Source organism: Streptomyces avidinii, from assembly GCF_045161815.1.
Taxonomy (GTDB): domain Bacteria; phylum Actinomycetota; class Actinomycetes; order Streptomycetales; family Streptomycetaceae; genus Streptomyces; species Streptomyces avidinii.
In genome coordinates, this window is the sequence record NZ_CP108863.1 from 5,513,426 (window position 1) to 5,525,845 (window position 12,420).

Genomic DNA, 12,420 nt, shown 5'->3' on the forward strand with positions numbered 1-12,420 from the left:
GTCAGATGAGCGACATCACGAACGACACCCATGACACCGCCGAAGCCTCCGGCGTCGTCACCCGCCGCAAGCTGGTCGTCCTCGACATGGCCGGCACCACCGTCGCCGACGGCGGCCTCGTCGAGCGCGCCTTCGAGCAGGCCGCCGAGCGCCTCGGCGTCGAGCCCGGCACCCCCGACCACGCCGCGAAGCTCCAGTACGTCCTCGACACCATGGGCGAGTCCAAGATCTCCGTCTTCCGTCACCTCTTCGGTACGGAGGAACTGGCCCGCCGCGCCAACTCCGCCTTCGAGGAGGCCTACGGGGAACTCGTCGACGGCGGTCTCGTCACCCCGCTCCCCGGCGCCCGCGCCGCGATCGAGAAGCTCCGCGCCGACGGCCGCACCGTCGCCCTGACCACCGGCTTCGCCCGGGTCACCCAGGACGCCATCCTCGACGCCCTGGGCTGGCAGGACCTCGCCGACCTCACCCTCTGCCCCGCGGACGCGGGCGGCCGCGGCCGCCCCTTCCCGGACATGGTGCTGACCGCGTTCCTGCGCACCGGCGCCGTGGACGACGTGACCGACGTCGTGGTCGCGGGCGACACCGCCTACGACATGCTCAGCGGCCGCCGCGCCGGCGCCGGGATCGTGGCGGGCGTCCTCACCGGCGCCCACGACCGCGCGGCGCTCACCGAGCACGGCGCGACGCACGTCCTCGCCTCCGTCGCCGAACTCCCCGCCCTGCTCGTGGAGTCGCCGTGAGCGGTATCCGTTTCGACGGCGTCAGCGTCGCCTACGGCGGCAACACCGTGCTGGACTCCCTCGACCTGACCGTCGAACCGGGCGAGGTGATGGCCCTGCTCGGCCCCTCCGGTTCGGGCAAGACCACCGCCCTGCGCGCCGTCGCCGGCTTCGTACGGCCGGTCAGCGGCCGGGTGCTGATCGGCGACCGGGACGTCACCGCGCTCCCGCCGCACAAGCGCGGCATCGGCATGGTCGTCCAGCAGTACGCGCTCTTCCCGCACATGCGGGTCGAGGACAACGTCGCCTTCGGCCTCAAGGCGCAGAAGGCGCCCCGGGCCGAGATCCCGGGGCGCGTCGCCGAGGCGCTCGAGATGACCGGGATGGCGGCGTACGCCGGGCGCTATCCGCGCGAGCTGTCCGGCGGTCAGCAGCAGCGCGTGGCCATCGCCCGCGCCCTCGCGATCCGCCCCGGAGTGCTGCTGCTCGACGAGCCGCTGTCCGCCCTCGACGCGCAGCTGCGCTCCGGGATGCTCGCCGAACTGGCCCGGCTGCACCGCGAACTGCCCGACGTATCGATTCTGTACGTCACCCACGACCAGGTGGAGGCGCTCACCCTGGCCGACCGGATCGCCGTCATGGACCGGGCCGGGCTGCAGGACTGCGGGACCCCGCAGGAGCTGTACCGGGCCCCGCGCACCGAGTTCACCGCCTCGTTCGTCGGCAACGCGAACCTGCTGCCGGTGACGGTCGCCGAGGTCGGCGCGGTCTTCGAGGGCCGGGCGCTGACCCTCGACCGCGGCCGCGCGGCGCCGGGCTCCACGGCCACCCTGTGCGTACGGCCGCACCTGCTCGGGCTCGGGGCCGGCCCCAACGCGCTGAGCGGCACCATCGCCGAGGTCCAGTGGCGGGGCTCGACGCACCGGCTTTACGTGGACGTCGGCGGCCACCGGGTGAAGGCGGACCTCCCCGAGCTGCGGGAGACGCCCGCGCTGGGGGACCGGGTCACGCTCCACTTCGAGCCGCGGGACGCGGTGCTGTTGGCCGCGGGGGTGTCGGATGGCTGAGGCCACGCGGCGCGCCGCTCCCGTCCCGGTGCCGGTGCCGGTGCCGGTGCCGGCTCAGGATCGGGGCTCCGCCCCGGGCCCCGCGCCTCGAACGCCGGCGAGGCTGAACCCGGTCTGGGCGCTGCCGCCCGTGGTCGTGCTCGGGCTGGTGTTCCTGTACCCGCTCGCGCTCGTCGTCCAGCAGTCGTTCAGCCCCGAGAACGGCGGGGGCGCCTTCGACGCGTACACCTCCGTCTTCGCCTCGCAGAGCTTCCGCGAGGCTCTCGGGACCACGGTCTGGCTGGCCGTCGGCGCCACTGTCGGCTGCCTCGTACTCGGCTTCGCGCTCGCGCTGGTCATCGCCTTCGTGCCCTTCCCCGGGGCCCGCGCCGTCGCCAGGTTCATCGACGTCTTCCTCTCCTTCCCCTCCTTCCTCATCACCCTCGCCCTCCTCTTCGTCTACGGCACGGTCGGCATGGCCAACGGTCTCGTCACCGACCTCACCGGCACGGCCGAAGGGCCCTTCCACTTCCTGACCACCCCCTGGGGCGTCCTGCTCGCGGAGATCACGTACTTCACGCCCTTCGTGATGCGCCCGCTGCTCGCCGCCTTCTCCCAGTTGGACACCGCCCAGCTGGAGGTCGCCGCCGGCCTCGGCGCGCGGCCCGCCCGGATCGTCCGGCAGGTGATCCTGCCCGAGGCCCTCCCGGCCCTCGCCGCCGGCGGCAGCCTCGTCCTGGTCATGTGCCTCAACGAGTTCGGGATCGTCCTGTTCACCGGCGCCAAGGACGTCACGACCCTCCCGATGCTCATCTACGGCAAGGCCATCCTCGAATCCGACTACTCGGCCGCCTGTGTGGTCGCCGTCGTCAACATCGCGATATCCGTCGGCCTGTTCGGCCTCTACCGGATGGTGGGCAAGCGTGCTGGTGCATAGCAAGAGCGGCCGCTGGGCCGCCTGGGGCCTCTTCGGCCTCCTCTTCCTGCCGCTGTTCGCCCTGCCCCTGCTCGTCGTGGTGGCCGCGTCCTTCTCGACGCACTGGTCCGGGGCCTTCCCCTCCGGTCCGACCACCGAGAACTACGCCGCCGCCGTGCGCGGCGAATCCCTCCAGGCCCTGACCACCAGCCTGGTCACCGCCGTCGCCGCCAGCCTGCTCGCGCTCGCCGTCGGGACCTGGGCGGCGCTGGCCGCGGCCACGCTGAAGAAGCGGGGGAAGCGGCTCATGGACGCGCTGTTCATGCTGCCCGTCGCCGTGCCGTCCGTGGTCGTCGGCCTCGCCGTGCTCGTCGCCTTCAGCCGGCCGCCGGTCCTGCTCAACGGCACCGGCTCGATCGTCATCCTCGCGCACACGATCCTTGTCACGGCGTTCGCCCACCAGTCGGTTTCGGCGGCGATCGTACGGCTCGACCCCGCGTACGAGCAGGCGGCGGCCTCCCTGGGCGCCCGTCCCGCGTACGTGCTGTGGCGGGTCAAACTCCCCCTCCTGCTGCCGTCCCTCACGGCCGCGGCCGGCCTCTGCTTCGCCCTGTCCATGGGCGAGCTGAGCGCCACGATGATGCTCTACCCGCCGGACTGGATGCCCCTCCCGGTCCGCATCTTCACCGCCACCGACCGCGGTTCGCTCTTCAGCGGTTCCGCCGTCGCCGTGGTCCTGATGGCCACCACCCTCCTGGTCCTCCTGGCCGTCTCCTGCGTCCGCACCAGGGCCTCCTACCGCTGAACCGCCCTCCCCGCAGCTCTCATCCTCCGCTGGCTCCCTTTCCCCGTAAGGAAGTTCCATGAACGGCAAGAGACTCCTCCGCACCACCACCGTCGTCACCGGCAGCCTCGCCCTCGCCTCCTCCCTCACCGCCTGCGGCGGCGGCTCCTCCGCCGCGGACTCCGAGGGCGGCGAGAAGGTCGTCACCGTCTACAGCGCCGACGGCCTCAAGAGCGAGAAGGGCGACGGCTGGTACGACAAGGTCTTCGCCGACTTCACCAAGAAGACCGGCATCGAGGTCAAGTACGTCGAGGGCGGCTCGGGCGAGATGGTGCAGCGCGCCGTCCGCGAGAAGACCAACACCCAGGCCGACGTACTGATCACCCTGCCGCCCTTCATCCAGCAGGCCGACGGCAAGGGCCTGCTGCAGGCGTACAAGCCGCAGGGCTCCGACAAGGTCAACGGCGGGGACAAGTCCTCCGACGGCAAGTGGACCTCGGTCGTCAACAACTACTTCGGCTTCGTCTACAACAAGAAGGAGCTCGCCGAGGCACCCAGGACCTGGGAGGAGCTGCTGGACGCCAAGTACAAGGGCAAGCTGCAGTACTCCACCCCGGGCGTCGCGGGCGACGGCACCGCCGTGCTCATCAAGGCGATGCACGACTTCGGCGGCAAGGAGCCGGCGATGGAGTACCTGAAGAAGCTCCAGGCCAACAACGTCGGCCCGTCCTCCTCCACCAGCAAGCTGGCGCCCAAGACCGACAAGGGCGAGCTGCTCGTGGCCAACGGCGACGTCCAGATGAACTTCGCGCAGTCCAGGTCCATGCCGAACCTCGGCATCTGGTTCCCCGCCAAGGACGGCGGCAAGCCCACCACCTTCGCCCTGCCGTACGCGGCCGGTCTGGTCGACAAGGCCCCGCACACCGAGAACGGCAAGAAGCTCCTCGACCACCTCCTCAGCGAGGAGGCCCAGCAGCTGGTCAGCGGGATCGGCGGCGGCTTCCCGGCGCGCACCGACGTCAAGGCGACCGACGCCAACGCCGTCGAACTGACCAGGCTCATGTCGGGTGTCGAGATCTTCGAGCCGGACTGGGCGGACATCGACAAGAACCTCACCGGCTACGTCGACGCGTGGAAGTCGGCAACCGGAAGCTGACCGGTTACTTCCTGGCCACCCAGGAACGGCAGAGTGACGCTTGCATAACGGGTCTGGACCGAGGACCGCACCCCCGGTCCGACCCGGCACATGCCCCAAGCCCCACGCCCCCGCTCTTTCGCCGCTCACTTGCTCCCAGGAGGAGTACGTGTCCCCTGCCCTGCCCGGACGTCGTGCCATCGCCGCGACCGCCGTCACCTCCGCCCTGATCGCCGCCACGGTCGCGGCCACCCCCGCCGGCGCCGCCGACGCGGCCGCCAACACCGACAAGGTCCTCGTCATCGGCATCGACGGCGCGGTCCTGGACCGCGTCAAGGTCGCCAACGCGCCGCACCTGAACGGCCTGATGGCCCAGGGGCTGACCGCCCGCAGCACCCTCTACGCGAATCCCATGGCCGCCACCTCCTCGGGCCCCGGCTGGTCCACCATCGCCACCGGAGCCTGGCCCGACAAGCACGGGGTGAAGGACAACTCCTTCACCGGCAAGAACTACACGGCCTACCCGGACTTCCTGACCCGCATCGAGAACGCGAAGCCGGCGCTCAACACGTACGCGGCCGCCGACTGGGAGCCCATCACCTCCACCGACCAGAACGGCCCGATCTTCTCCCCGAAGGTGGACAAGCGGCTCTCCCTCAAGGGCGACCGCGACGGATACCGCAACGAGGACCCGAAGATCGCCGCCGCGGCCGCCGCCGAACTGCGCGACCAGAACCCGGACGCCGCGTTCGTCTACCTCGGCGAGATCGACGCGGCCGGCCACTCCTACGGCGCGGCCAGCCAGCAGTACCTCGACACCATCGCCCGCGTCGACACCCTGGTCGGCCGGCTCCTCACCGCCGTCCAGAACCGCCCGACGTACGCGCAGGAGAACTGGAAGGTCCTGGTCACCACCGACCACGGCCACACCAACTCCGGCGGCCACGGCGGCTCCACCATCCAGGAGCGCGGCACCTTCGTCATCGCCAGGGGCGCGGGCATCCCGGCCGGTTCGGTGCGCGACGACGTGAAGCTGGTCGACGTCGCCGCGACCGCCCTCGCCCAGGTCGGCGTCAGCGCCCCCGGCATCGACGGCACCCCGCTGAACGCCCCCGACTCCGACCCCTTCGACACCCTGCGCCCGAACCTCCAGGCCCGGGTGGACGAGACGGGTATCCCGGCCGGGGTGAAGGGCTTCACGCACACCCCGCCCGCCGGCTGGTCCGTCGACAACTCCGGGATGGGCACCGGCGGTGTCACCGAGTGGGCCGGCTGGGCCTTCGCGACCGACGAGTTCTGGAGCCAGTCGCAGCGCGACCAGTGGCGCGAGCTGAACGTCCGCTCCCGTGACGTCTTCGCCGTCGCCGACTCCGACGAGTGGGACGACAAGAGCCACACCGGAAGCTTCGACTCCACCCTGATCACCCCCAAGTGGGCGGTCACCGGCGGCAGCACCCGGAATCTGACCTTCCAGACGCACTACCGCCAGGAAGCCGGCCAGACCGCGCAGGTCCTGGTCTCCTACAACGGCGCCGCCCCGACCGTGGTGAAGTCCTACACGGCCGACGCCGTCGCCCGGTCCGAGTCCATCGCCCTCCAGGTGCCGGCCGGCGCCACCGACGTCCAGGTCCGCTTCCGCTACAGCGGCAACAACAACTGGTACTGGACCGTCGACGACGTCCGTCTGGGCTGATCACCCGGTCCGGTTCCCGGGGCCGGTGCCCCCTCGAGGTCCGGGCTGTGGACGTCCCTGCCGTCCACGGCCCGGCCCCGATAGGGTGGTACAGACCAGATGTCGCAGGTCACCGAGAGCGGAGAACAGTCCAGTGGCAGAGCGCAAGCCGATCGAATCCTGGCTCACCGACATGGACGGGGTCCTCATCCACGAGGGCACCCCGATCCCCGGCGCCGATGCCTTCATCAAGCGGCTGCGCGAGTCCGGCAAGCCCTTCCTGGTGCTGACCAACAACTCCATCTACACCCCCCGCGACCTCCAGGCCCGGCTGCACCGGATGGGCCTCGACGTTCCCGTCGAGAACATCTGGACCTCGGCGCTGGCCACCGCCAAGTTCCTCGACGACCAGCGCCCCGGCGGCACGGCGTACGTCATCGGCGAGGCCGGTCTGACCACAGCCCTGCACGACATCGGCTACATCCTGACCGACCACGAGCCCGACTACGTGGTCCTGGGCGAGACCCGGACGTACAGCTTCGAGGCGATGACCAAGGCGGTCCGCCTGATCAACGCGGGCGCGCGCTTCATCTGCACCAACCCCGACGAGACCGGCCCCTCCACCGAGGGCCCGCTCCCGGCCACCGGCGCGGTCGCCGCGCTGATCACGAAGGCGACCGGCAAGAAGCCGTACTTCGCCGGCAAGCCGAACCCGCTGATGATGCGTACCGGCCTGAACGCCATCGGCGCGCACTCGGAGACCAGCGCGATGATCGGCGACCGGATGGACACCGACGTGCTGGCCGGTCTGGAGGCGGGCATGCAGACCTTCCTCGTCCTCACCGGGCTGACCACCGAGCGGGACACCGAGAAGTTCCCGTTCCGCCCGACCAAGACGGTCGCCTCGATCGCGGACCTGGTCGACCTGGTCTGACGCCGGGGCGCCAGTGCGCCGGGTCGCGGGGTCGCCGGGTGGGGGATCTCGGGCCGCGCAGGGCCGAACGGGCGTACCGCGTTTGGGGCGTACGGCTGACACATACGGCGCCGCTCCGGATGCGCGGCGGCGCGCCGCGCGTGAATCTCCTTGTCGAGGAGGTTCACCATGCGCAGTGTTCCGATCGCTGTCCGCGCCACCGCGATGGCCGTCACCCTGGCGGCGTTCTCGGTGGTGACCGCACCGATCGCCCTGGCCGGCGAGGAGGATCGCGGCGGCCGCGGCGACCGCGGCAGCATCGCGGTCGACCCGAATCCGGCGCACCCCGGGGCGCAGGTCAAGCTGCGCGTCCAGGGCTGCGACGGCACCCGCGGATCGGCCAAGTCCGCCGCCTTCGTGTCGGACATCGACCTGTACGGACGGGACGGCGGCCGCAGCCCGCTCTACGGCGAGGGGACGGTCAGCTCGCACGTCTCGCCCGGCTGGCACTCCGTCCGGGTGATGTGCGACGGCCACGAGAAGATCAGCGGCTCGGTCCAGATCTCGCAGTACCGCCCCTCCCACCACCCCAGTCCCGTCTGGCCGGTCCACGCGGGAGGCGGCGGCATGGCGGCCGAGCTCGCGGCCGAGACGGCCAAGAAGAGCCACAGCGCCGACGGTCCCGGGTTGCCGCACACGGTGATCGGCGCCATCCTCGCCGCGGTGGCCACCCTGGCCGTGGCGGGCCGGGCGCTGGCGCTGCGCCGCCGCCGCAGCGGTGAGTGAGGGCGGTGAGCGAGGACAAGGCCTCCGCGGGCGGCCGGCTGCTGACCTTCGCCGCCTGGGCGGTGCTGGTCCTCGGCCTGTGGCTGTGGGGCCGCCAGCTCACCGTGGCCCCGGCCCCGCCCGCGGGTCAGGCGGGCGGGACGGTGGGGCCGGGGCTGCCGGCCGCGCACGCCCCGGTCGCCGCGGCGCTGCCGCAGCGCGTCGACCTGCCCTCCATAGGCATCCAGGCCCCGGTGATCCCCCGGGACCTGGACAAGGACGGCGCGATCGAGCCGCCCCCGTACGACCGGCCGGGCACGGTGGGCTGGTGGGGCCGGGGCACCCAGCCGGGGGCGGCCGGGACGGCGCTGATGGTGGGGCACGTGGACACCCGCTCGAAGCCGGCGGTGTTCTACGGGCTGAGCTCGGCGCAGCCCGGCGCCAAGGTGCGGGTGGTGCGGGCGGACGGTTCGGTCGCCGAGTTCACGGTCGAGGACGTACGGGTCTACGAGCGCGCCGCCTTCGACCCGCACAAGGCCTACGGCCAGCGGGTGCGCGGCCGCGCGGAGCTGCGGCTGGTGACCTGCGGGGGCTCGTACGACAAGGTGGCCAAGGAGTACACGGCGAACGTGGTGGTCTCCGCCTACCTGACGGGCGTGGGAGCCCGCCCGGGCACGCCGGGTACCGCGGCCTGAGCACGAAACGGATCGGCGAAACGGATCGCGAACGCAGCAGGAAACGAAGAAGCCCCCGCAGCTTTCGCTGCGAGGGGCTTCCTCCGTCTGTGCGCCGCCAGGGACTCGAACCCCGGACCCGCTGATTAAGAGTCAGCTGCTCTAACCAACTGAGCTAGCGGCGCGTGCTGACAGAGAAAACTCTACCCCACGTCCGGGAGTGTCCGTGACCAGCCACGCCCGCCTTGTCCGATTAACCCATGTTTGACGGGTTTATCGTGCACGATATGTCTGCGCGTGCCGCATCTGATGCTTTATCAGGTGCGGCCTCCGCCGACCAGTGGACGAGTGGACGAGCAGGGGAGTGGACGGAACCGCATGACGATGCAGCCTCCGACGCATGTGCAGATGCCGATGCCCGGTTTCGAGGAGTACGAGCCCGCGGGCGACTGCGTGTGCCGGGGCTGCGCGCAGCATCGCCGCGCCCTCGCCCGCGCGCGGGCCATACCGCTCCGGGACGGGGGGCACCCGGCCGCACGCGGCGCCCGCCGGGCGCTGGTGCTGGCCACCGCCGCGGGAGTGGTCCTCGGTGGCGGAAGTGCGACCGCAGTGGCGGTGACCACCCCGGCCCCGGGGCCGGTGGCCCTGGACGACCCCGGTTCCCCGCAGGGCGGGCGGACCCCGCTGCACGGCCCGAAGGGCGGGCCCGTCGGGAAGCCCGGCGCTCCGGCGGCCAAGCCGGGCGCCGTGCGGCGGATCGACCGCGCGACGATCATCAACCGGGCGAAGCTGTGGCTGGACGCCAAGGTCCCGTACAGCATGTCCGAGTACTGGACGGACGGATACCGGCAGGACTGCTCCGGCTACGTCTCCATGGTCTGGAACCTCGGTACGAACGAGTGGACCGGCAGCCTCGACAAATTCGCCACCAAGATCACCAAGGATGAGCTGCTGCCGGGGGACATGCTGCTCTTCCACAACCCGGCGGACCCCAACAACGGCTCGCACGTCGTCATCTTCGGCGGCTGGGTCGACGAGACGCACACGCACTACGTCGCCTACGAGCAGACGCGCCCGATCACGCGGAAGCTGGCCACGCCCTACGGGTACTGGAGCAACACGACCAAGTACGTCCCGTACCGGTTCAACGGGGTGCCGGGCGGGATCCTGCCGGACACCCCCGGCGCCGAGCCGCCTGCGGGCCCCAAGCCGGGCGACGCGAAGGTCTTCCCGGGCGTGGCCAAGTTCGGTCCCGGCGCCACCAACGATTACGTGGCCCAGCTCGGCCGGATGCTGATCGAGCGGGGCGCGTACCGCTTCTACCCCAAGGGGGTGGCCGACCGGACGTGGAGCGACCACGACAAGCTCGCCACCGCCGCCTTCCAGCGCGCGCAGGGCTGGACGGGCGCGGAGGCCGACGGCATTCCGGGCGCGCACACCTGGCGGCTGCTGGTCGAGAAGCAGGGCAAGAACATCCCGCCGACGGTGGTGGGCGCGCCGGGGCCGGGCGGCGTACGGGCCTACCCGGGCGCCTCGGTGTTCCGCCCGGGCCAGTCGAGCGAGGCCATCAGGGCCCTCGGCCTCCAGCTGGTGAAGAAGGGCTTCGGCAAGTACTACACATCCGGTCCGGGGCCGCGCTGGAGCGAGGCCGACCGCCGCAACGTCGAGGCCTTCCAGCGCGCGCAGGGCTGGACCGGCGCCTCGGCCGACGGCTACCCGGGCCCGGAAACCTGGCGCCGGCTGTTCGCATGACGGAGGTAACGATGTTCCCCACGCGCACCACCTCGACCACGGGCACCCTCCGAGTGCCGCCGCTGGCCGCCCCGATGGCGGTCCGGGCGGCGGACCCCGCAGCCACGCCGCCTCCCGCCCCCGCGCCCGCCCCGGCGCCCGAGCCCGCCGCGGCGCCGATGCCGGCAGCCGCGCCCCTGCCGACGCCCGCCCCCGCGGCCCACCCGGTGTACGGCGCCGCGCCCGAGCCCGGACCCGCGGCCCACCCCGTGTACACGACCGTGCCGACGCGGGAACACACGGCCGCGCCGGTGGCCGTGGCCGTCGCCGGGCCGCGCGCGGCGGTCGAACCGAGCCCGCCGCCGGCCCTGGTGGGCGGCCCCGCCGTGGCGGAGCACGCCGGAGCCGCCGAGACCTCGTTCGGCTGGGCCGCGGCGGAGGCCGCCCGCCCGGCGCCCGAGCTGCCGCAGGGGTGGGAGGTGCCGGCGGCCCGGGCCCACCCGTACGACGAAGGGGACCAGGGCGCCGACCTGCCGGCCGCCGCCCCGGGGCCGGACATCCCGCACCCGCAGGACGAGGAGGCCCACGCCGGGGTCGCCACCCTGCGCCTGCGGGCCGTCGAGCCGGAGCCGGAGCCGGAGCTCGCGCCCGAAGCGGGGGCCGAAGCCGAGGCGGCCGCCGAAGCCGCCGTCGAGGCCGAGGCCGAGGCCGAGATCGAGGCCGCCCCGGCACCCGCACCCGAGCCGCCGGCCGCGGCGCAGCCGCACTCCGGCATCCCCGGCCCCGGGCCGATGGAGATCGTCGCCCGGGCCGTGGCCCGCGGCCTGGACGACGCCGACGGTGTGCCGGACCTCCCGCGCCCGGAGGCCCACCGGGGCACCTCGGTCGTCGAGGTGCCGGTGCACCTCCCGTTCAGCGTCACGCAGCAGCTCCCGGTGGTTCCCGCAGCCACGCCCGCCGCTCCCGTCGCCCGCGCCCCCCGCCCCGCCCCCGGTCGCCGTGTCCCCCGCGGCGACGACCGGCTCCGGGAGCACCGCGGGCCGGTGCTGCCCGGCTGGGTCGGCGTGTCCGTCGGCGGGCTCGCGCTCGCCGGCTGCATGGCCGTGCTCTGGCGGACCGGGGTCGTCCCCGCCCCCTTCGTGGCCGCCTTCGGTGCGGCCCCCCGGGCGTACCAGGGCCTGCGCGCCACCCACTGGCCCCCGCTCGCCTTCCTCGGCATCGTCGCCCTCGTGGCGCTCGGCGGCCTCGGCCGGGCCCGTACCGGGCACGCCTGGGTGCTCACCCTCTTCGGCCGCTACCGCGGCACGGTCCGTCGTACCGGCCTGACCTGGGTGAGCCCGCTCCTGCTGCGCCGCCGGGTGGACGTGCGCCTGCGTCACTGGCGCAGCGACCCCATGCCCGCCGTGGACTCGGGCGGCCTCGCCCTCCAGGTGGTCGTCCAGGTCGTCTGGCAGGTCAGGGACACCGCCCGGGCCACCCTCGCCGTCGAGGACCACACGGAGTACCTCGCCGAGCAGGTCGAATCGGCGATGGCCCGCGTGCTCTCGCAGTTGCCCGCCGACGCCTTCCACGAGGACGCCCCGACCCTGCGCGACGCCGAGGCCGTCGGTGACGCGCTGACCCGGATGCTGGCGGCCGAGACCGAGGCCGTCGGGATCGAGGTCTTCTCTGCCCAGCCGACCCGGATCGAGTACGCGGCCGAGGTGGCCGAGGCCATGCGCCGCCGCCGGGTCGCGGCGATCGACGCCAAGCACCGGGACAGCGTGCTCACCTCGGTCGTGGACGCGGTCGACGACACCGTCCACCGGCTGACCTCGCGCGGACTGGTGGAGCTCGACGACTACGAGCGCAAGGCGCTGGTGAAGGACCTCACGGTCGCCTTCTACACGGGCCGCTCCGAGTAGGGCGACCGGGGAGTTCGGGGCGAGGGGCTCGGGGGAGTTCAGCGGTGCGGGAGCGGGTGGCCGGAAGTTACCGGACCACCCGTTTTCCCATTGGTATGGACATGGCCAACTCTCGTCAATAATCTGGGACTTGGTCTAGACCTAATCCCCACACGCGC

General features: G+C 72.6%; 11 protein-coding genes and 1 tRNA gene. 11 read left to right on the plus strand and 1 reads right to left on the minus strand.

The window, feature by feature from the left end; genetic code table 11:
- Positions 1-5: 5 nt before the first annotated feature.
- The 9 genes from OG373_RS24730 to OG373_RS24770 all read left to right on the plus strand — a co-directional run bounded on the left by OG373_RS24730 (position 6) and on the right by OG373_RS24770 (position 8,648).
- Positions 6-743, plus strand: coding sequence for a phosphonatase-like hydrolase (locus OG373_RS24730; protein WP_405440381.1), 738 nt, complete (start codon positions 6-8; stop codon positions 741-743).
- Complete coding sequence (locus OG373_RS24735) at positions 740-1,789, plus strand: ABC transporter ATP-binding protein (protein ID WP_405440382.1); 1,050 nt, start codon at positions 740-742, stop codon at positions 1,787-1,789. Before OG373_RS24730 ends, OG373_RS24735 begins: the two co-directional genes overlap by 4 nt.
- Positions 1,782-2,705, plus strand: coding sequence for a 2-aminoethylphosphonate ABC transporter permease subunit (locus OG373_RS24740; RefSeq protein ID WP_405440384.1), 924 nt, complete (start codon positions 1,782-1,784; stop codon positions 2,703-2,705). Before OG373_RS24735 ends, OG373_RS24740 begins: the two co-directional genes overlap by 8 nt.
- Entirely contained in the window at positions 2,692-3,489 is a 798-nt protein-coding gene (locus tag OG373_RS24745) for an ABC transporter permease (RefSeq protein ID WP_405440386.1), read from the plus strand. The genes OG373_RS24740 and OG373_RS24745 overlap by 14 nt, the downstream gene beginning before the upstream one ends.
- 58 nt (positions 3,490-3,547) lie before the next feature.
- Entirely contained in the window at positions 3,548-4,624 is a 1,077-nt protein-coding gene (locus OG373_RS24750) for a 2-aminoethylphosphonate ABC transporter substrate-binding protein (RefSeq protein ID WP_405440388.1), read from the plus strand.
- 148 nt (positions 4,625-4,772) lie between these two features.
- Complete coding sequence (locus OG373_RS24755; protein ID WP_405440390.1) at positions 4,773-6,296, plus strand: alkaline phosphatase family protein; 1,524 nt, start codon at positions 4,773-4,775, stop codon at positions 6,294-6,296.
- A 133-nt stretch (positions 6,297-6,429) separates the two neighbouring features.
- On the plus strand, positions 6,430-7,209 hold the full coding sequence (locus OG373_RS24760) for an HAD-IIA family hydrolase (RefSeq protein ID WP_030388598.1): 780 nt from the start codon (positions 6,430-6,432) through the stop codon (positions 7,207-7,209).
- A gap of 168 nt (positions 7,210-7,377) precedes the next feature.
- Positions 7,378-7,974 (plus strand): hypothetical protein, encoded by a 597-nt coding sequence (locus OG373_RS24765; RefSeq protein ID WP_405440392.1) that lies wholly within the window; start codon positions 7,378-7,380, stop codon positions 7,972-7,974.
- Between the two features lie 5 nt (positions 7,975-7,979).
- Complete coding sequence (locus tag OG373_RS24770) at positions 7,980-8,648, plus strand: class F sortase (protein ID WP_405440393.1); 669 nt, start codon at positions 7,980-7,982, stop codon at positions 8,646-8,648.
- 90 nt (positions 8,649-8,738) lie between these two features.
- On the opposite strand, the gene OG373_RS24775 is transcribed toward OG373_RS24770, so the two are convergent.
- Positions 8,739-8,812 (minus strand) — tRNA-Lys (locus OG373_RS24775).
- Positions 8,813-9,035: 223 nt separating this feature from the next.
- Between OG373_RS24775 and OG373_RS24780 the strand changes: the two genes are divergently transcribed.
- Positions 9,036-10,379 carry a peptidoglycan-binding protein gene (locus OG373_RS24780; RefSeq protein WP_405444192.1) on the plus strand — a complete coding sequence of 448 codons (1,344 nt, stop codon included), beginning with the start codon at positions 9,036-9,038 and terminating at the stop codon, positions 10,377-10,379.
- Positions 10,380-10,390: 11 nt separating this feature from the next.
- Positions 10,391-12,262, plus strand: a complete 1,872-nt coding sequence (locus tag OG373_RS24785; RefSeq protein WP_405440395.1) for an SPFH domain-containing protein — start codon at positions 10,391-10,393, stop codon at positions 12,260-12,262.
- Positions 12,263-12,420: the final 158 nt, after the last annotated feature.

Bases quoted from the DNA above. Each gene is read 5' to 3' on its own strand.
- OG373_RS24730 (WP_405440381.1), top strand. From the start codon at position 6: ATGAGCGACATCACGAACGACACCCATGACACCGCCGAAGCCTCCGGC.
- OG373_RS24740 (WP_405440384.1), top strand. From the start codon at position 1,782: ATGGCTGAGGCCACGCGGCGCGCCGCTCCCGTCCCGGTGCCGGTGCCG.
- OG373_RS24750 (WP_405440388.1), top strand. From the start codon at position 3,548: ATGAACGGCAAGAGACTCCTCCGCACCACCACCGTCGTCACCGGCAGC.
- OG373_RS24765 (WP_405440392.1), top strand. From the start codon at position 7,378: ATGCGCAGTGTTCCGATCGCTGTCCGCGCCACCGCGATGGCCGTCACC.
- OG373_RS24780 (WP_405444192.1), top strand. From the start codon at position 9,036: ATGCCGATGCCCGGTTTCGAGGAGTACGAGCCCGCGGGCGACTGCGTG.
- OG373_RS24785 (WP_405440395.1), top strand. From the start codon at position 10,391: ATGTTCCCCACGCGCACCACCTCGACCACGGGCACCCTCCGAGTGCCG.